The sequence below is a fragment of the Mucilaginibacter sp. P5_A6 genome (assembly GCF_056400585.1).
On sequence record NZ_JBFUKZ010000002.1, the window covers coordinates 365,679 to 384,925 of the forward strand.

Annotated in this window: 17 protein-coding genes and 1 riboswitch; of the genes, 4 read left to right on the top strand and 13 right to left on the bottom strand. The window is 42.6% G+C overall.

Going from position 1 to position 19,247, the window contains the following annotated elements; translation table 11 throughout:
* The first annotated feature begins 72 nt into the window (after positions 1-72).
* Entirely contained in the window at positions 73-969 is an 897-nt protein-coding gene (locus AC1DO4_RS03600; RefSeq protein WP_477400371.1) for an AraC family transcriptional regulator, read from the top strand.
* A gap of 3 nt (positions 970-972) precedes the next feature.
* Here AC1DO4_RS03600 and AC1DO4_RS03605 read toward each other — a convergent pair whose 3' ends face one another.
* From AC1DO4_RS03605 to AC1DO4_RS03665, 13 genes are all read right to left on the bottom strand, one after another.
* The gene (locus AC1DO4_RS03605; RefSeq protein ID WP_477413061.1) at positions 973-1,629 is read right to left on the bottom strand and encodes a response regulator transcription factor; all 657 of its coding nucleotides are present in this window, start codon (positions 1,627-1,629) and stop codon (positions 973-975) included.
* Positions 1,630-1,672: 43 nt separating this feature from the next.
* Positions 1,673-2,509 (bottom strand): sensor histidine kinase, encoded by an 837-nt coding sequence (locus AC1DO4_RS03610; RefSeq protein ID WP_477413063.1) that lies wholly within the window; start codon positions 2,507-2,509, stop codon positions 1,673-1,675.
* Entirely contained in the window at positions 2,485-3,117 is a 633-nt protein-coding gene (locus AC1DO4_RS03615; protein WP_477413065.1) for a hypothetical protein, read from the bottom strand. The genes AC1DO4_RS03610 and AC1DO4_RS03615 overlap by 25 nt, the downstream gene beginning before the upstream one ends.
* 33 nt (positions 3,118-3,150) lie before the next feature.
* Positions 3,151-3,639, bottom strand: coding sequence for a hypothetical protein (locus AC1DO4_RS03620; protein WP_477413067.1), 489 nt, complete (start codon positions 3,637-3,639; stop codon positions 3,151-3,153).
* 400 nt (positions 3,640-4,039) lie between these two features.
* On the bottom strand, positions 4,040-4,996 hold the full coding sequence (gene metF, locus AC1DO4_RS03625) for a methylenetetrahydrofolate reductase [NAD(P)H] (protein ID WP_477413069.1): 957 nt from the start codon (positions 4,994-4,996) through the stop codon (positions 4,040-4,042).
* A gap of 78 nt (positions 4,997-5,074) precedes the next feature.
* Complete coding sequence (gene metH / locus AC1DO4_RS03630) at positions 5,075-8,764, bottom strand: methionine synthase (RefSeq protein WP_477413071.1); 3,690 nt, start codon at positions 8,762-8,764, stop codon at positions 5,075-5,077.
* Positions 8,765-8,926: 162 nt separating this feature from the next.
* Positions 8,927-9,037, bottom strand: a riboswitch (SAM riboswitch).
* 135 nt (positions 9,038-9,172) lie between these two features.
* Positions 9,173-9,904 carry a Bax inhibitor-1/YccA family protein gene (locus AC1DO4_RS03635; RefSeq protein WP_477413073.1) on the bottom strand — a complete coding sequence of 244 codons (732 nt, stop codon included), beginning with the start codon at positions 9,902-9,904 and terminating at the stop codon, positions 9,173-9,175.
* 191 nt (positions 9,905-10,095) lie between these two features.
* A complete protein-coding gene (locus AC1DO4_RS03640; protein ID WP_477413075.1) occupies positions 10,096-11,088 on the bottom strand; it encodes a YihY/virulence factor BrkB family protein in 993 nt (330 codons plus the stop codon).
* Positions 11,089-11,172: 84 nt separating this feature from the next.
* The gene (locus tag AC1DO4_RS03645; RefSeq protein ID WP_477413076.1) at positions 11,173-11,856 is read right to left on the bottom strand and encodes a M15 family metallopeptidase; all 684 of its coding nucleotides are present in this window, start codon (positions 11,854-11,856) and stop codon (positions 11,173-11,175) included.
* A 9-nt stretch (positions 11,857-11,865) separates the two neighbouring features.
* The gene (locus AC1DO4_RS03650) at positions 11,866-13,092 is read right to left on the bottom strand and encodes an alanine dehydrogenase (RefSeq protein ID WP_477413077.1); all 1,227 of its coding nucleotides are present in this window, start codon (positions 13,090-13,092) and stop codon (positions 11,866-11,868) included.
* 53 nt (positions 13,093-13,145) lie between these two features.
* Entirely contained in the window at positions 13,146-13,562 is a 417-nt protein-coding gene (gene tsaE, locus AC1DO4_RS03655; RefSeq protein WP_477413079.1) for a tRNA (adenosine(37)-N6)-threonylcarbamoyltransferase complex ATPase subunit type 1 TsaE, read from the bottom strand.
* 171 nt (positions 13,563-13,733) lie between these two features.
* Positions 13,734-16,244: a TonB-dependent receptor gene (locus AC1DO4_RS03660; RefSeq protein WP_477413081.1), complete on the bottom strand. Its 2,511-nt coding sequence runs from the start codon at positions 16,242-16,244 to the stop codon at positions 13,734-13,736.
* A gap of 77 nt (positions 16,245-16,321) precedes the next feature.
* Entirely contained in the window at positions 16,322-16,648 is a 327-nt protein-coding gene (locus tag AC1DO4_RS03665) for a hypothetical protein (protein WP_477413083.1), read from the bottom strand.
* Positions 16,649-16,825: 177 nt separating this feature from the next.
* On the opposite strand from AC1DO4_RS03665, the gene AC1DO4_RS03670 reads away from it, so the two are divergent.
* The 3 genes from AC1DO4_RS03670 (at position 16,826) to AC1DO4_RS03680 (ending at position 19,148) form a co-directional block, all read left to right on the top strand.
* Complete coding sequence (locus AC1DO4_RS03670; protein ID WP_477413085.1) at positions 16,826-17,173, top strand: hypothetical protein; 348 nt, start codon at positions 16,826-16,828, stop codon at positions 17,171-17,173.
* Between the two features lie 352 nt (positions 17,174-17,525).
* Complete coding sequence (locus AC1DO4_RS03675; protein ID WP_477413087.1) at positions 17,526-18,242, top strand: peptidylprolyl isomerase; 717 nt, start codon at positions 17,526-17,528, stop codon at positions 18,240-18,242.
* 108 nt (positions 18,243-18,350) lie between these two features.
* Positions 18,351-19,148: an exodeoxyribonuclease III gene (locus AC1DO4_RS03680; RefSeq protein ID WP_477413089.1), complete on the top strand. Its 798-nt coding sequence runs from the start codon at positions 18,351-18,353 to the stop codon at positions 19,146-19,148.
* Positions 19,149-19,247 lie beyond the last annotated feature (99 nt).

The following is a 19,247-nucleotide window of genomic DNA, read 5'->3' on the forward strand; positions in this document are numbered from 1 at the left end:
AAAGAATGGTGTAATTATGGATTATTTTATCCGTAACTTAACATATAAATAAATTCTACGTTAAAATATGCAATGATAAAGGCATCGTACGAAGTTCTTCAGCCCTCAAGTAGTCAATCATTCCTGGTCAGAAAATTTGATAAACTGGCATTTGATGCCCCCTATCACTTTCACGAGGAGTATGAGCTAACCTGCATTATAAAAGGAAGCGGCAAGCGATATGTTGGCAGCCACATGGAAGATTTTGTATCTGGCGATGTTGTGTTGCTTGGCCCAAACCTGCCGCATTGCTGGAAACTGGAAGCAGGTGATTCAATAGCAGCCGAAGCGGGAGCAATAGTGATCCAGTTTAACGATGCTTTTTTAGGAGATGATTTTTTTAATAAGTTTGAGTTGCAGCATATCAAAAGGCTTTTTCAACAAAGCGGCTGCGGCATATCATTCCACTCAGATACCCAGGTTGAGGTTAAGCAGCTTTTGTTGAACCTGGTAGAAGAAAAAAGTAATTTCAGGATACTTATAGGCTTATTGGAAATACTGCAGCGCCTGGCCTCATCAGATGAGTATATTTTGCTCGATCAGCACCGTATTGTAGCCGAGCGCTTATCTGCTGAGCGGGAACGCATACACCCGGTATTTGCTTACTTGGTTGAGAATTTCAGAAAACAGGTATCATTGGATACAGCCGCCGGTATAGCAAACATGACCACAAATGCATTTTGCAAATACTTTAAAAAAGTAACCCGTAAAACATTTATGGAAACTATAATTGAATACAGGCTCAATTATGCCATTCAGCAATTGGTACAAACAGACAAACCCATATCAGAAATTTCATATGAAAGCGGCTTTGGCGATGTTTCACATTTTTATAAAATGTTTAAAGCCAAAATGCATCTTAGCCCCCTTAATTACCGTAAAAAGTTTATGCATAACCTAATCAGCAGCGCCAAAAAGCTATCGGCTTAAAAATCAGGTTACGTTAATGATGCCGCGTTTAATAGCGTAAATAACCAGGCCGACCAGGTTTTTTGAACCGGTTTTTTCAAACAAGCGGGCGCGGTAGCCCTCAACGGTACGTACACTCAGGAAAATCCTATCGGCTATTTCCTGGTTTGAGCATTCCTGGCAAACCAGTTTCAGCACTTCTATCTCGCGTTCATTAAGGTCGGCTTTATTTTGAGTTACGCTTTCGGAGTGATCATTGCCCATCAACTGTTTAATAAGGGTGATGGATAAGTGTTCGTTAAAATAAAAACCCTTATTATGTACGGTAGATACTGCTTCAATAATCTCTTCAGGCTCGGCATTTTTAAGCAGATAGCCCGATGCCCCGGCCTTCATCATATCCACAATATACTTATCCTCGTTAAACATGGATAGCGCCAGTATCTTGATGTTTTTATAATGCTGATGAACAGCTGATGCCGTTTGGATGCCATCCATCTCGGGCATTTTAATATCCATCAATAGTACATCGGGGGTTTGGGTTGTTAATAAACCCATCAATTCTTTGCCGTTTGATGCTTCAAGTATAAGGTCAAAATCTTCGCAATCTTCAAGTGTGGCTTTTAGCCCATTCCTGAAAATTTTATGGTCATCTACTATACCTAATTTAATTGTACTCATTGATTAACAAATAGTTGGATAAAGATAGATTAAAGATACAAAACTATGTTATTTTTAATTTAATAGTAGTAAGTGTGCCGTTTAACGGTTTGCTGTAAATATTAATTTCGCCGTTAATGAGCTGCACCCGGCTTTCAAGGTTTTTTATTCCAAAGCCTTGTGTTACTCCACCCTGGTTAAAACCTACTCCATTATCCTTAAATTCCATCACCATATAATTGCCCTCTTTATTAATAGACAGGTAAATAACAGTGGCATCAGAGTGTTTAATAGCGTTGCCAAAAAGCTCCTGCGCTATTCGGTAAAGGGCAAGTTCAATTTCATGTGGAAAGCGCTGATCGGGCATGTTTTTGCTAAACTTCACCTTAATGTGAGTGTTTTGCTCAACCTTACTGCTCAGGGCTTCAACAGCCACAAGTAATCCATAATCGGTAAGTACAGGAGGCAAAACATTGTGAATAATATTGCGAATCTCCTGAATGCATTCATCAGTAAGCCTGCGGGTATCGGCCAGCAGGGGCTGGGTTGTTTCACTGATGCAGTTTTTATCAAGCCGGTGCAAATTAAGTTTTATAGCCGATAAAACCTGCCCTACACTATCGTGCAAATCCTCGGCCAGGCGTTTGCGTTCGCTTTCCTGGGTTTCAAAAACAGCAGCCATCAGGTCGCTTTGCCTTGCATCATGCAAGGCTCGCAATTCAAGCTGGTTCTTTATCATTTTACGCTGATAAATAATCACGAAGAAAAACAGGCAGGTAATCAATACAACCACTACAAGCGTACCGATTATTAATATCGGGATTAAGCCGTTTTCTGTGGTTGGCAAAGTAACCTTACCCACTATTAATACCGGGATCAGGTTGTTTTCTGTGGCTTGCAAAGTAATCCTATTGAAAATAATGTGTTGGCAATAACGTTGGTTATATTGTTAATGATGTAATAATTATGCTGATTTTGAACGGGTATTTGAGTAAATATCATGAATAGAAATATATTAACCGATGAATAAAACAGAACACCTGCATTTATCCAAAAAAGACCTTGCTTTTCAATATCTATAAACTTTAATGGGTTTAGTAATTTATAAAAATAAATAAGCGACAATATAATTAAAAATATACCTAATGATGTGTTTGAAACTGTAGGATACTCAAAGGGATCCCGATTAAAGCATATGATTAATATCACTATTACAGCAGCAAGAACAATGGTGGTATTTTTAAAAATAGCTTTAGTAAACAGATTATAATAAATTAGGGTATAGAAAATTAAAGATACCCATATATTAACATGAATAACCGGCATATTATTCTTGCTTCCCGCATTAGTTAATAACCACATTAACGGGTCAAAAAGCGATGCCACAAGAAAAAACAGCGCGGCAATTTTTAAAACCTTGTCAAGGTGCCTGTAATTATACATCGCCGCCAGCACCGGAAAAAAGCCAGAGATTCCTGAAATGAGTGCGAATCCATTGTCTACAGTCATAAACTTTCCTTGTTTGAATGCCTGATATACAAATTAGCTCCCGGAAAGTACGTTCTGGGGACAACCGGAAGAACCGGGACAAGGGTAGGACTGATTGCCAACCAGATTATCCGCTTTTGCTGCAGTTAGTTTAAATGTTTTTATTTCTGATGATACAGCAGCCACTTCTTTTTTTGCTTCACCAGGTAGCTGATCTTCACCTGTAGCCATAACGCCTGTTATAACAAAACGCTTTTCTCCTTCGGCGTTTGCAACAACTTTTATAAAGAAGTTTCCAACGGAAACCCAAAAATTTTGCCAGCCGCTAAGGCGCTGCTTGTTTGCATAATAAATACGGACGCCTAAACAGCCATTTTGCTGCAGTATGGTGTTTAATATCTTTTGTCCAAAAAATTGAGACACAATCCCATTAGGGTGTCTTTGTCTGTGGTTTTTTGTCCAGCTGGCTGCAAGTTCAAGGTCAATTGCGGCACCTTCTTCGCCGGTGATTGGGCTGGTATCCCTGGTTGTTTTTGTTTCCATGGTTGAATTTAATGAGGGTTAGGAATTAATTTGGATAAAACTAAGGTTAATAAGTTATTATTTCAACAGGGCAATATGCCTTAATCAAAATATAAACCTGGCTTTGATTTTGTAAGCTTCTCATTTACAATAAGTAATGTTTTTGATTGCTTGTTTCACCGGATATATATTGCGTATTTCTACGCAAGCGAAACTGTATTAGTACGTTGTGCAATCACACGCTATAAAACAGTAGTAGCCACCTTGATTAAAAAGGCTGCTTTCATCTTGGGGCTCGTGCTTTATGACCAACAAAAAGTTGAAATCATTATAGAAACAGGAAAAGCATCTATGTACAAACAAAAACGATGCTCTTATTTAAGAACATCGTTTTTTGTTTACACAGATATTTAATAACCGATTAAAAAATCGCTTCCGCTATCCTTTTAGTCGGCCCGGCATTGCTCATGGTATAAAAGTGCAGTACGGGTACGCCAAATGCCATCAGCTCGCGGCATTGGTTTATCATCCACTCCACGCCGATATCCTTTACATCCTTTTCAGACATGCAGCCATTAACCGCGTCGCACAAGTCTTCGGGCATATCAATATGGAAAGTTTTGGCCAGGTTAATCAGCTGCTTTGATGTGGTAACCGGTTTTAAGCCCGGTATAATAGGCACGGTAATGCCATTAGCCCGGCAGTTATTTACAAAATCGAAATACTTCTGGTTATCAAAAAACATCTGGGTTACTATAAAATTGGCGCCCATATCCACCTTTTGTTTCAGGTATTTAAAGTCGGTTTTAAGGTTTGGTGCTTCAAAATGCTTTTCAGGATAACCGGCAATACCGATGCAGAAATTGGTTTTCAGGCTCGCGTCATTATGCTCGTGGAGGTAAATACCATTGTTCATATTTACCACCTGTTGCAATAGATCAGTAGCGTAGTTGTGTCCGTTTGGAGTTGGCACAAAAGAGGCATCACCACGGCGGGCATCACCACGAAGTACGAGTACATTTTCGATCCCTAAAAACTGTAGGTCGACTAAGCCATTCTCAGTTTCGTCCCTGGTAAAACCTCCACACAACAAATGCGGTACGGTATCAACCTTATATTTATTCATGATAGCTGCGCAAATAGCAATGGTGCCGGGGCGTTTGCGGTAGCTTAGCTTCTCCAGCAGACCATTATCATGCTGTTTATATATATAATCCTCGCGCAGCGAAGTAACATCAATAAACGGAGGCTTAAATTCCATCAAAGGGTCGATGGCATCGTAGATTCCTTGAATGCTTTGACCTTTTAGTGGAGGGATAAGTTCGAAAGAGAATAGTGTTTTGCCTTTTGCGTTAGCAATATGGTCCGTTATCTTCATTGTTAATTATGGTGCGGGTTTCTTATTATATCCGTCATTGCTTCGTACCTCGCAATGACGGTTTGTTGTGTGTTATTATCAATAGTTTATATTTGGACCAAGCCAGCGTTCTACTGTTTCAATATCCATATTCTTACGTACAGCATAATCTTCAATCTGATCCTTACTGATTTTTCCTAATCCAAAATACCTGGCCTGCGGATGCGCGAAGTAGAACCCGCTTACTGCCGCTGCCGGGGTCATGGCCAGGCTTTCGGTCAGGTACATTTTAGCATTATCCTCGGCCTTTAACAATTCAAATAAGGTTGTCTTCTCCGTATGATCCGGGCAGGCGGGATAGCCTGGTGCAGGGCGGATGCCCTGATATTCTTCCTTGATCAGTTCGTCGGCACTTAGTTGCTCGCCTTTGCTGTAACCCCAATATTCCTTGCGCACCAGCTCATGCATTTTCTCGGCAAAGGCTTCGGCAAGGCGGTCTGCAAGTGCTTTGGCCATAATGCTGTTGTAATCGTCATGGTCGGCTTCAAATTCTGCTACCAGTTCATCGCAGCCTATACCCGTAGTCACGGCAAATCCTCCAAAATAATCGGGCACACCGCTCTCTTTTGGTGCGATAAAATCTGACAGAGCATAGTAAGGATCGCCTTTAACCTTTTCGGCCTGCTGACGAAGCGTATGGATGCGAGTTAATAAAGTAGTACGGCTTTCATCTGTATACAGTTCAATATCATCACCAACACTATTGGCCGGCCAAAAACCAATCACACCATTGGCGTGTAATAGTTTCTGATCTACAATTTTCTTTAACAGCTCCTGTGCATCATCAAAAAGCTTTTTAGCTTCATCGCCCACAAACTTATCAGCAAATATTTTGGGGTAGCTGCCGCGTAGTTCCCAGGTATGGAAAAACGGTGTCCAATCAATATAGGGAACAAGCTCTTCCAGCGGGTACGATTCAAATACTTTAGTGCCGGTAAAGGTTGGCTTTGGCGCAACATCACCGTCAAGGCTGATCTGGAAACGGGCCTGCCTCGCCTGCCCGATAGTTACAAAACGTTTATCCGACTTTTTATTCAAATGCGCTTCGCGCGATTTGGCATATTCTTCCTTAATGTTTCGGATATAAGCATCTCTGCCCTCGCGATTCATCAGGCTACTGCAAACGGTAACGCTACGTGATGCATCCAATACGTGGATGGCAGCACCCGAGTAATGAGGATCAACCTTAACTGCCGCATGGATGCGCGAGGTGGTAGCCCCGCCTATGATGAGCGGAATAGTAAAACCTTCACGTTCCATTTCCTTGGCAAAATGCACCATTTCATCCAATGAAGGGGTGATCAGTCCGCTCAGGCCGATAATGTCTACGTTTTGTTTTTTTGCTTCCTCGATGATCCTTTGTGCCGGTACCATTACGCCCAGGTCAATTACCTCGAAGTTGTTACAGGCCAAAACTACGCCTACTATATTTTTACCAATATCGTGCACATCGCCCTTTACGGTGGCCATCAATATTTTACCGGCATTGGCACGGCTGCCGCTGGAGTCTTCTCCGGCATCAATAACCCTTTGTTTTTCAAGCTCGATAAATGGCAGTAGGTAAGCCACCGCCTTTTTCATTACCCGGGCTGATTTTACCACCTGTGGCAAAAACATTTTGCCGGCGCCAAACAAATCGCCTACTATGTTCATGCCATCCATCAATGGGCCCTCAATAACCTCCAAAGGTTTATCATAAGCCAGGCGCGCTTCTTCCACATCATTATCCAGGTACTCAATAATGCCCTTCACAAGCGCGTGCGATAAACGCTCCTGTACAGTTCCCTTGCGCCATTCTTCATCGCGCACTACCTCTTTACCTTTGCTTTTAATGGTATCGGCATATTCTACCAGGCGCTCGGTGGAATCATCTCTGCGATTAAGTAATACATCTTCTACCAGTTCGAGCAGGGTTTTATCTATTTCTTCATAAACTTCCAGCATCCCCGCATTCACAATTCCCATATCCATACCTGCTTTAATGGCATGGTACAGGAATGCCGAGTGCATTGCCTCGCGCACTACATTGTTTCCTCTAAACGAGAAGGAAATATTACTAACCCCACCGCTTACTTTGGCGTGTGGAAGGTTCTGTTTAATCCAACGCGTGGCTTCAATAAAATCAACCGCGTAGTTATTGTGTTCTTCCAGGCCGGTTGCAACAGTTAATATATTAGGGTCGAAAATAATATCCTGCGGAGGGAAACCAACCACGTTAACCAATATATCATAGGAGCGTTTACAAATCTCGGTACGGCGCTGTAATGAATCGGCCTGCCCGGTTTCGTCAAAGGCCATCACTACTGTGGCAGCGCCATAGCTTAATATTTTGCGGGCATATTCAATAAACTTTTCTTCGCCTTCTTTTAGGGAGATAGAGTTTACAATACCCTTACCCTGGATGCATTTTAACCCAGCTTCGATAACCGTCCATTTGGATGAATCGATCATGATAGGCAGTTTGGCAATATCAGGTTCGGAGGCCACCAGGTTCAGGAATTTTACCATTACCGCTTCCGAATCAATCATACCCTCATCCATATTGATATCGATTACCTGGGCACCACCCTCCACCTGTTGCAAGGCAACGGCTAATGCGGCTTCATAATCCTCGGCTAAAATAAGTTTCGAGAACTTTGGCGACCCTGTGATATTGGTACGTTCGCCCACATTCACAAAAATACTTTCGGGCTTTATGGTAACTGCTTCTAAACCACTCAGGCGCAAATCGGGTTCAACTTCAGGAATTCTTCTTGGTGGATATTTTGCAGCTCGTTCGGCAATACACTTAATATGCTCTGGCGTGGTGCCACAACAGCCCCCCACAATATTAACCAGCCCGGCTTTAATAAAATCATCAAGCTGGTGCGCTGTTTCATGCGCGGTTTCGTCATACTGGCCAAACTCATTTGGCAAGCCCGCATTGGGATAGGCCGAAATAAATACGTCAGCTTTTTCAGAAAGCTCGGCCAGGTGCGGACGCATTTCTTTAGCACCCAAAGCGCAGTTTAACCCCACCGAAAGCAGGTTGGCATGGCGTATCGAGTTCCAGAAAGCTTCAACAGTTTGCCCCGATAAAGTACGACCTGACGCATCGGTTATAGTCCCCGAGATCATAACTGGCAAATGCTTACCCGATTCATTTGCATAACGATTTATTGCAAACAACGCGGCTTTGGCGTTAAGGGTATCAAATATGGTTTCAACCAATAACAGGTCCGATCCCCCATCAACCAAACCTCGAACCTGGTCGTAATACGCGTTAGCCAGGTCATCAAAAGTAACAGCACGATAACCCGGATCGTTAACATCGGGCGATAAGGACGCGGTACGGTTAGTTGGTCCAACAGCACCGGCAACAAAACGCGGTTTTGATGGATTTTTTTTAGTGTATTCGTTGGCTACTTCGCGGGCAAGGCGAGCGCCCTCGTAGCTCAGCTCATAAGCCAGTTCTTCCAGCTTATAATCGGCAAGCGAAATTATTTGCGTACTAAAGGTATTGGTCTCGATGATATCCGCGCCGGCATCCAAATATTCGGCATGAATTGCCTTTATGATATCTGGGCGTGTGATGTTCAGCAGGTCATTATTTCCCTGAAGATCGCTGATATGATCTTTAAACCTCTCCCCACGAAAATCCCGCTCGGCAAGCTGGTACCGCTGTATCATGGTACCCATAGCCCCGTCAATTATAAGGATTCGTTTTTCTAATTCTTTTCTAATGTCCATTTTGGTATCAAGTAGCGAGTATCAAGTATCAAGTACGGGAAATTCCGGTGCTTGATTTTTAAATTAGGCCATAGCACAAAACAAAAATGTCTTGATACCTGATACTAACTACTTGATACTTAAAAAAGCTTACATCGAAAAGTCGGGTGTTATATTGACTTTCGCTTATCTTTCCCAGGGCCGTATGGCTGGCTGAGTAGAATGTAGCACCTTGTGAAGCACAGGTTGCTAAGACATCGCAGGGTCTAATCCCTCCGTCTTTCTCCATAAGCAATGCAAAGGTGCATAATAAAGCGGTAAAATGCAATAGTTGTTTAACCCTTCAATCTGTATGCTGCGTAAATTTATGTGTACAAAAAAAGCCGCCTTTTGCAGGCAGCTTTTAATAACAGATGTTTTGCGGGGTTATTATCTTCTTCTGCCAAATAAACGCAGTATCATCAGGAAAAGGTTGATAAAATCAAGGTATAGCGTTAAGCCCCCTAAAAGTGCCATTTTACCGGCCGAAGCATTGCCATACTCAAGGCCTGCGCCAATGCGCTTTAGCTTTTGAACATCATAAGCGGTTAAGCCTACAAAAACGGCTATACCAATGTAGCTAATAATGTATTCCAGTTGGGTACTATGCATAAACATATTAAATAATGATGCAACGATAATGCCCACCAGCCCCATAATCATTATTGAACCGAAATTTGTAAGGTCCGTTTTAGTAGTATAACCAGCAACTGCCATAATGCCAAATACAACAGATGTGGTAATAAACACGCCGAGCACGGAACTTGCTGTATAAATTATAAGGATATAACTTAAACTAATGCCCATTACTGCCGAAAAAGCAATAAACAGCAACGCAGCTACCCCGTAAGATAAGCGGTTGAAGCCAAATGAAATAATTAGCACAAAAGCCAGCGGAGCAAACATAACAATAGTACCTAAGCCGGTATTGCGGCCTGTGGCCGGGTCTCTGAGCATTTCATATAATGCCTGGTTATGAGAAAACATGAATGCGCAAAAGGCCGAAAGGCCTAAAGCCACAAACATCCATAAAAATACATTGGCTATAAATTTACGGGATGCATCTTGTTCTGTTAATTGTATTACGTTTTTGTAAACGTATTCAGGATCTTTAGTTTCCATTTTTTTTATAAATAAATCTTATACGAATTTAGGAATAATAAGTGAATATATTGTGAAGGAAGGATGCAAGTGGTTTGCAGCAGGTGGCTGTTTTTTTTAGTTTGCGGACTGCTTACTACATTAAGCTGAAAGCGACGCATCACAACCAAAGTTATCAGCCCTTCTTTTGTCTTGATACTAACTACTTGATACTACTTACTGGCTTCTTTCTGCGTTTCCTTCTTCAGGTGTCCCTGCAATTGCGGATTTTGCGGGGGAAGACTTTTAACTTCTCTTTCAACCTCGGTTTGTTGAATAGAAACCGCGTAGTCTGCCGGCTCAATGCGGCTGCCAATAGCTTCTGCGTATACCTGGGTAAATTCGGCGCCGATGTATAATATGGCCGATGTATAATAGATCCAAACCAAAATAACAATAATAGAACCCGCGGCCCCGTAAGCGGAACCCTGGGCTGTATATTGAATATAAAGGCTGATGATGTACTGGCCAAGCATAAAAAGTAAGGCTGTGAAAAATGCACCGGATCGCACATCTTTCCATTTAATTTTCACATCGGGTAAAAACTTAAAGATGATACCAAATAAAGTAGTTATTACTATAAGGGTGAGCGCCAGGTTAACTCCTTTTAACAGGAACCCTGTTACAATTGGTATAAAACGTTCAATCTTACCCTTTAAGGCATCAAGTATAAGGTTTATTGTGAGTGTTGCCAATAGCAAAAAACCAAGGCTTATAATTAGTGAAAAAGAAACAAAACGATTTTTTAGCAAGTGGACCCAATCGCGTTTGGGTTTGGCTTTCACCCGCCATATGGTATTTAGTGAGTCCTGTATCTCAATAAAAATACTGCTGGCGCCCAACAGCAAGGTAACTACACCAATTATTACAGCCACGCCCGATTTACCCGAAAGTGCCAGGTGCTTTAATATATCCTGAATTTGTAAGGCCGGTCCGGTACCCACATAGTGGGCTATCTGTGGGTACAATTTATCGGTAGCTGCGTCTCGCCCAAAAACCAGGCTGGCCACTGATATTATTATAATTAGCAAAGGCGCTATGGAAAATACGGTATAGTAAGCTAAAGAGGCGCTTAGTTTTAAACCATTGTCACTGCCAAATCCTTTAAATGTTGCCACTAATACCTTCCAAAGCTGTTTTAAATAGTCCGTGCTTAAAAATTTCATCCTCATTTTTTAATTGTACTCTTTAACCCCATTTTGCTATGCAATTTTAATGCCTTTAAATCAACTATAGTTAAAACCTGCATGCTATAAGGCTGTAAAAGGGACATCAAGCAATTGGTAACTAGGCCATTCATTAAAATCATAATGCCACCATTCACTTTTTAGTACAGTAAACCCATGTGCCTGCATCATTGTTTTAAGTAACTCCCGGTTAGTCGTTTGTAGCGGAGTAGCTCCGGTGTAATTGGCAGCAGCCTTATGGCTAAAACTATCAAAGCCGGTAGGCATATCCAGGTCTTTCCCTGTTTTCAGGTCAATCAGTGTAAGGTCGATAGCGCAGCCCCGGTTATGCCTGGAGCCAAACCTGGGATTGGCCACAAAATTAGTATCAGGAGTCATTCCGTAAAATTGTACGGTGACCGGGTAAGGTCGATAGGCATCAAAAACTTTTAACCCTAATCCATGTGTTTGCAGTTCTTGCGCTACTTTTTGCAGGGCTTTAACTACCGGCAGGCGTGCATATGCTTTAGCTTGCCAATACATGCGCCTATGCATAAAGTTATTGGAGGTAGCATAACGGAGATCCAATTTTATAGCCGGATTATATTTAACGATTTCTACAAGCTGCTTATCCGGATTGGTTTTTACCTGCCTTTTATAATTTGCTATGCCACATATCCGGTTGCTGTCAATATACTTGTAATGCTGTGCTTTAGCGGCGCTACCTGCTATAAACAGTAATAGCACAATGATAAGGCAACGGTTCATGAAAAAAGCTTAGCGGTTTGATACAATAAGCAAATCAAGATCTTTACACGGGATAGAAAAACGATCGCCGATATGCTTATTGGTGAGGTGCCCCTGGTAAATATAAACCGAGTTACGTACGCCCGATTTTTGCCATATCACATTTTTTATACCTCCGTGTTCGCCAATATCCAGCAGGATAGGCGCAAAAATATTGGTAAGCGCGTAGGTGGCTGTACGGGCAACCCTTGAAGCTATATTAGGCACACAATAATGGATTACATCATGCTTGCGAAACACAGGGTGAGTATGGTTGGTAACCTCAGATGTTTCAAAACAGCCTCCCTGGTCAATACTTACATCTATAATTACCGAATCGCGTTTCATACGGCTAACGGTAGTTTCTGATATAATGCAGGGGCTGCGGCCATCCTCTGCGCGCATGGCGCCGATAGCCACATCGCAGGTAGTAATTGCTTTTTCCAATACGATGGGTTGCACTACAGAGGTAAAAACCCGGCTGCCAATATTGTTTTGCAATCTGCGTAGCTTATATATCGATGGATCAAAAACCTTTACTTCGGCACCTAATGATATGGCGGTACGCGCGGCGTATTCGCCTACTGTACCGGCACCTAATATCACAATCTCTGTAGGCGGAACACCGGTAATGCCGCCCAGCATCAGTCCTTTGCCTTCAAAAACGTTACTTAAATATTCGGCAGCTATCAGTATGGATGTCGCGCCTACGATTTCACTCATGGCCCTCACAACGCTCAGGGATCCGCCCTCATCACGCAAATGCTCAAAGCATAGCGCGGTAATTTTTTTATTCATGAGGGCATGCAGGCACTCGGCCTTAAGTGTAGCCATTTGCAGAGCCGAGATCAGGATCTGTCCGGGCTTCATGAGCTCTATCTCCTTCAGCATAGGAGGGGCAATTTTGATGATGATATCCGCTTCGTAAACCGCTTTGGTATCATAAACAATTTGGGCGCCCTGTTCGCTATAATCCTTGTCGCTAAAATTGGCTGCCTGCCCCGCATTGCTTTCCAGTATTACATGGTGGCCATTATTTACAAGCAACGCTACCGAAAGCGGTGTTAAAGGAATCCTGTTTTCCTGAAAGGAGATTTCCTTTGGAATGCCGATATAGAGCTTGTTTTTTTTGCTTTTTACCTCCAGCATCGACTCCTGAGGTTGCATCATTGCCTGCTTGGCGACATCCGAAAACCCGCTGTATATCCCTGAACTCATGTATGTGTTATTTTCTGGCAGATGAAGATAAGAAAAAAGGACCTATCCTAAAACTAAATATTTTCAATGTTTATCTGCCTTGCCCCATCATCCAAAACCTTTAGGCTAATATTGGCATAATGCGGCGGCAGCAGAGCCGGTATTTTTTCGGGCCACTCAATAAAACAGTAGGCACCATCGTAAAAGTATTCTTCGTAACCCATATCCAATGCTTCGGTTTGATCTTTAAGGCGATAGAAATCAAAATGATATATTTTACCCGTTGCGGTATGATACTCGTTAACAATAGAAAACGTAGGGCTGGTAACGGTATCTGTTGTGCCTAAAGTTGCGCATAACTGCTTAATAAGTGTAGTTTTACCGGCACCCATATCCCCATAAAAAAGGAATATTTTGTTGTTGCCTGTATGCTCAAGAATAGCTTCGGCTGCGCCGGGTAAGTTTGATATGGATTGAATGGTTAGTTGCATAAGCCCCCTCTAAATCTCCCCCGGCAGGGGAGACTTTACATTTATAAATTTTATTTAAAGCCCTCCTTTCCGGGGAGGGTTTGGTGGGGCTAAAATACTCAAAATACTTAAGCCAATAAGAAAGTCCTGCCAGTTATTACCGCCAGGGCTTCCTAAACCAAAGGAATTATCTTATGATTTCTTCCCGGTATTAAATCCAAAAGGAACAACTACTTTAAAGCTGATGTTGCGACCCATATTGAATATACCCGGACGCACGCCGGCAGGTACTGTTGGGTTATCAAAATACTTTAACCTGCTCATGTTTGATTGATAATTAACATTGGCAAGATTGGTACCCTCAATAAACAATTTAATAACCGGCTGACCTGCTTTGTTTACAATGTTGCCACCAAAACCGGCACTTAACAGGTTATAGCCCGGGGTTGCAGTTTCGGTACCATAAGCTGCAAAATAACGGTTTTGAGCACTGTAGTGGTCAAAGCCAGCAAAAACGTACAGGTTTTTAAAGTCGCCAAAGCCGCCGTTAAATGTTCCGCGCAGTTCTGAGTGGGTATGTAGCGGCGGAATGAATGGCAGGTATTTCAGGCTATCTGCAACGGGACCGCCGTTGCCTTTGTTTTCGCCGTAGGTTAAGCTAAGGGCGTTTTCAAAGTGTAACCATGGTATTGGGTGCAAATCGACATTAACTTCGCCGCCATAAATGCGCGCTTTGCTTTGTACATAGGTAAAGGTAGTATAACCCTGGGTATAAACCGGGCTGCCATCAGGATTTAAAACCTGCTGCTGGTATATGTAGTTGGAGATATCATTATTAAACACCTCCACACTGGCCGATATATTTGGCAGTGTTAAAAAGGTGCCAAGGTCTTCTTGTAAGCTAAATTCGGATTTGAAGTTTTTATCGCCGATGTGGTAGATCTGCGAACCCGGGTCTGGGCCATTGGCCGAGATCTCGGCAATACTTGGCGCCCTGAAACCGCGTGAAATATTACCCTTTACCAGGAATGCATCGGAGATATTGTAAGTTGCCCCAAAGCTCCCTGAAGCGCCCCTGAAGGTTTTACTGAAAGCATCAAATTGCGAGGTGACATTTGATGTTGTAGTTGGATTAGGGCCGGTATACAATTGCGGAAAGCCGTTTGCGCCCAGGGTATCAACATAAGCAGCACTGCTATTGAACGACCGGTTATCATACCTTGCACCCAGCGACAGATCAAGCTTGCCATAGCTTTTCTTCACTACAAAGAACGGCCCTATATCAAACTGATGATAAGCCGGTATAGGAAAATCCGTAGCATCGCCAATAGTATTATTTTGGTACTGTCCGTTTATGCCGATGCTGGTTTCATAATCATTCCCGATGTTAAAGTTATATTTAACATCATAGGTATAGGTAGTTAAATGCAGGTTCAGCCCGGCAATGTCCCCGGCTTCGGGATGTGTGTATTCGCGCCGGTGGCTGTATTGATAACCCAGATTCACAATGAGGTTACCATCGCCCAGCCTGAAATTACTGTTGTTATAAATGCGGTAAAGCTGTACATGCTGGTGCAGTGTAGGAATCTTATAAGTGTTCAGCATAGATTCGGGAACAATTGGCCTGTAGGCATCATCCTCGGTAATCTGGCGGGTAAACTGGCGGGTAATTGAATCCCGGCTGCCATCGGGGATCGACTGTTCATCGTCAAATACAGATGCATGCAGATATGATGTTCCCCATGATTTATTTAAACCCACCATAATGCGGGCATCCTTTTCTTTATAGTTGGTACCATAAACGCGACCATCATGCTGATTCTGGTAATTTTTGCCTTCTTTGGCAGAAACAACTGTTCCCCATACAAAACCATTTTGATTGCCCTGTAACCGGAATGATCCATTCAGTAAACCCTGGTTGGTGCCATAAATTCCTTGTACAGAGCCAGCTATTGTACCCTCAGGAACAGGCGATGGCGATATTAGATTCACAACACCGCCAATAGCATCAGAGCCGTAAGTTAAGCTGGCAGGGCCCTTAATTACTTCCACGCGGTCGATAGAGTTTTGATCTACTTCGATGCCGTGTTCATCGCCCCATTGCTGCCCCTCCTGGCGGATACCATCCATCAGGGTGATTACCCGGTTATAGCCCAGGCCATGTATAAAAGGCTTTGATACGTTTGGCCCGGTAGTAACTGCGCTTACGCCCGGCAGAGTAGCTATCTGGTCGATGATATTACCCGAAGCAGCGCGCTGATCCAAATAAGTTTTACCCACGGCTACCATAGGCACGGGGCTGCGTTTTATTTCGGTGGCCTTACTTACGCCAGTGATAATTACCTCGCCCGCTTCAACCGATGAGGTTTGCAGTTTTACATCAAATACAGTGGTTTTAGAAAAATCAACCCTTTGGTTTAACGTTGAATAACCAAGGTAGCTTACCTGTACAAGGTAAATGCCTTTAGGTATATTAGTAAAAGCGTACTTACCATTTGCATCGGTAATAGCGCCTTTTCTTAAATCGGGAATAGTAACAGTTGCACCAATAATTGGCTTGCCATCGGCTTTGTCGGTAACTGTACCCGATAGGGTTCCTACAGCATCACCGGGCGTATTTTCAAGAGTTGTGGTTGCAGCATTTGCCAAATGAGTAAAACCTATAAACAGCAATATTAAGAAGCTAATCAGCTTTAATTTCATAACGAATAAATTGTAGATCAATAAATACCGCTTATAAAACGGCTTTGTTTGTAAAAAATGATAACAGAATAAGTTTGTTACGAAATTACAGGAGGGGCCCTACCGGCAGCAAGCACAAGAGATATGCTTACAAAATTATAATCGCAGGGTTTAAAAACACGCATTACTGCCTGTTGTGGGATTGCATATAAAGGGTTGTCAATTACCGCGAAATTGTGGTGCATGGCATCGCACATATCGCATTTTTCCTTCATGGTTTGCTGCGGATGATTGTTTGTTACCGATGCCGTTTTTGAGATGCCTTTTATAAGCTGGTGCTGGTGCGTATAAACCATATACTGACCTGCGATAAAGCAGATGAGCAACAGCCACGAATAAATAATATTTAATTTATTTTTCTTCACGCCTACAGCCTCTTATAAGGGATGCTGCAAAAATAAGCAATAAAACGGGATAATTAATGCAACATTGTAACAATATCGGTAAGGCTTCATAGTAGCTTCATGCAATCAGGTCATACCTGGAACATTTTGACTTGATCTGTGAACCATCAACCGTGAACTAACCTTATATTTGCCAATATGAAACCTGCTGAAATTAATTTAAAGTGGAGTGCATTGCAGGACCGCATTGCCGAAGATTTTGATAACGAGAAACCTGATATAAAAGTAATGCTGTTTTTAATTGGCGTACAGGAACTTGGCCAGGGGCCACGTAAGTTCAGCAAGCGCCAAAAAGAAGAACTGATGCATATAGCCAATTGCAAGCTGATGAGCATGATGGGGTTTTATGAATTGGAAGGGCTTGACCAGGATGGCTGGCCGCACTGGAAACGTATAAAAGTTATCCCCAACTATACCTTGCTTGAGCAGGAAATGCTCATGAAATCATTGATCATTAGTTATTTTGAGGAGATGGATGTGATTTAGTACCTGTAACACCCCGTTCGTGCACCGTTCATACACCTTTGGGTTGTTTTACATGCACCAGCCGTACTCCTTTGGATGCCTTTTCGCATCTGTTGATTTTAGATTAACTTATTGAAGTTAAGTGCTTTAACAATGTGTCTGTTGATTTTGTAGCTCTTTTTTTTGAAAAGAGCAGGGAGATAGTCCCTAAAAATAATCGTGCTGTCTGTGACTATACAAATTTACAAAAAATCTAAAAAATATCCAAATAAACTCATCTGTCAGTCAAGGGAAAATGCAAAAACGGGGTGTAGCTATTTTTTAAATAATTCTGCTAATTTTATAATTCGGTCTATTCTGATTCTGACTAAATATGAAAAAAATCCTTACGCTGAGTGTACTACTGCTAACCTTTGCAACGGCCTTTGCCAAACCGCCTAAAAACCAGTACGTACGCGTTAGTACCGGTTATGGCAGTGTCATCATTCGCCTGTACAATGAAACTCCTTTGCACCGCGATAATTTTATTAAGCTGGCCAAAAAAGGATTTTACAATGGCGTGCTGTTTCACCGGGTGATCCAAAACTTTATGATCCAGGGCGGCGATCCGGATTCCAAAGATCCTGTTAAAGCCAAACCTGGCGCCGAACTGGGCAACGGAGATGTTGGCTATACCATACCTGCCGAGTTCAAGGATAGTTTATTCCATAAACGCGGCGTGCTTGCTGCAGCCCGTGATGATAATCCTAAAAAAGCATCAAGCGGATGCCAGTTTTATATTGTGGAAGGCAAACGCCTTACCGATGCTAAAATGGATTCGTTGGAAAAGGGCCGTTTAAAAGGATTTAAAATACCTGCCTGGCAGCGCGAATATTATAAAACTGTTGGCGGCACGGCTCAATTAGATCATGGCTACACCGTGTACGGCGAAGTAGTATCAGGCATAGACATGGTTGATCATATTGCAGCCGTTAAAACAGATAAAAAGGATCGCCCGTTGCAGGATGTACCAATGACCGTTGATGTACTGAGTAAAAGGGAATGCAGGCAGCTGGATAAGCTTTTAAAGCTAAGCCCCCCAGCCCACTAAAGGGGGGCGACATATTTGAGATATAACTCTTCAATCGTATTCAGATATAATTAATATTGCGCATAAAATAATTTAAATCAAAAATTCCCCCTTTAGGGGGTAAGGGGCATGAAAATAATCACTTATAACGTTAATGGTATCCGGTCGGCAATCAACAAAAACTGGTTGGCCTGGCTGCAGGCCACCGATGCCGATGTAGTTTGCCTGCAGGAAATTAAAGCTACTCCCGATGTACTTACCGACCTGGGATTGGTAGATCAGCTGGGGTACAAACACTATTGGTTCCCGGCCGAAAAGAAGGGATATAGCGGTACCGCTATCTTCTGTAAACAAGCACCAAAACATATTGAATACGGTTGTGGTATTCCCGATTTTGACCGCGAGGGCCGTTGCATCCGGGTTGATTTTGAGGAGGTATCTGTTATGAGCGTATATTTTCCATCTGGCTCAAGTGGCGATGAGCGGCAGATATTTAAATATCGTTTTTTAGATGAGTTTGGCAAATACCTTACCCTGCTAAAAACAGAACACCCTAAATTGGTAGTATGCGGCGATTATAACATTTGCCATCGCCCTATTGATATCCATAATCCAAAATCAAATGCCAATTCATCCGGGTTTTTACCCGAAGAGCGCGAGTGGATGGAAAAATTCATTGAAGGAGGGTTTATTGATACCTTCCGCCACCTGAATAAAGAACCGCATAATTATACCTGGTGGAGTTTCAGGGCCGGTGCAAGAGGCAAAAACTTAGGCTGGCGTATTGATTATAACATGGTTAGTACCGAACTGGAAAACAACATCAAAAGAGCGTCGATATTGCCCGAAGCAAGGCATTCCGATCATTGCCCGGTGCTGCTGGAGCTGGAGTTTACCCCCCAGCCCCCTGAAGGGGGAGCTTTTTAATTAGCGTATTGTATTTTCAAAAAAGGAGGTTTCGTTTTTAACGAAACCTCCTTTTTTTGCACCAGCCTCCTGCTTGTAAACTCCCCCTTCAGGGGGCTG

Coding starts and splice junctions, on each gene's coding strand:
- AC1DO4_RS03600 (WP_477400371.1), top strand. CDS start 73: ATGATAAAGGCATCGTACGAAGTTCTTCAGCCCTCAAGTAGTCAATCA.
- AC1DO4_RS03605 (WP_477413061.1), bottom strand. CDS start 1,629: ATGAGTACAATTAAATTAGGTATAGTAGATGACCATAAAATTTTCAGG.
- AC1DO4_RS03615 (WP_477413065.1), bottom strand. CDS start 3,117: ATGACTGTAGACAATGGATTCGCACTCATTTCAGGAATCTCTGGCTTT.
- AC1DO4_RS03620 (WP_477413067.1), bottom strand. CDS start 3,639: ATGGAAACAAAAACAACCAGGGATACCAGCCCAATCACCGGCGAAGAA.
- metF (WP_477413069.1), bottom strand. CDS start 4,996: ATGAAGATAACGGACCATATTGCTAACGCAAAAGGCAAAACACTATTC.
- metH (WP_477413071.1), bottom strand. CDS start 8,764: ATGGACATTAGAAAAGAATTAGAAAAACGAATCCTTATAATTGACGGG.
- AC1DO4_RS03635 (WP_477413073.1), bottom strand. CDS start 9,904: ATGGAAACTAAAGATCCTGAATACGTTTACAAAAACGTAATACAATTA.
- AC1DO4_RS03640 (WP_477413075.1), bottom strand. CDS start 11,088: ATGAAATTTTTAAGCACGGACTATTTAAAACAGCTTTGGAAGGTATTA.
- AC1DO4_RS03645 (WP_477413076.1), bottom strand. CDS start 11,856: ATGAACCGTTGCCTTATCATTGTGCTATTACTGTTTATAGCAGGTAGC.
- AC1DO4_RS03650 (WP_477413077.1), bottom strand. CDS start 13,092: ATGAGTTCAGGGATATACAGCGGGTTTTCGGATGTCGCCAAGCAGGCA.
- tsaE (WP_477413079.1), bottom strand. CDS start 13,562: ATGCAACTAACCATTCAATCCATATCAAACTTACCCGGCGCAGCCGAA.
- AC1DO4_RS03660 (WP_477413081.1), bottom strand. CDS start 16,244: ATGAAATTAAAGCTGATTAGCTTCTTAATATTGCTGTTTATAGGTTTT.
- AC1DO4_RS03670 (WP_477413085.1), top strand. CDS start 16,826: ATGAAACCTGCTGAAATTAATTTAAAGTGGAGTGCATTGCAGGACCGC.
- AC1DO4_RS03675 (WP_477413087.1), top strand. CDS start 17,526: ATGAAAAAAATCCTTACGCTGAGTGTACTACTGCTAACCTTTGCAACG.
- AC1DO4_RS03680 (WP_477413089.1), top strand. CDS start 18,351: ATGAAAATAATCACTTATAACGTTAATGGTATCCGGTCGGCAATCAAC.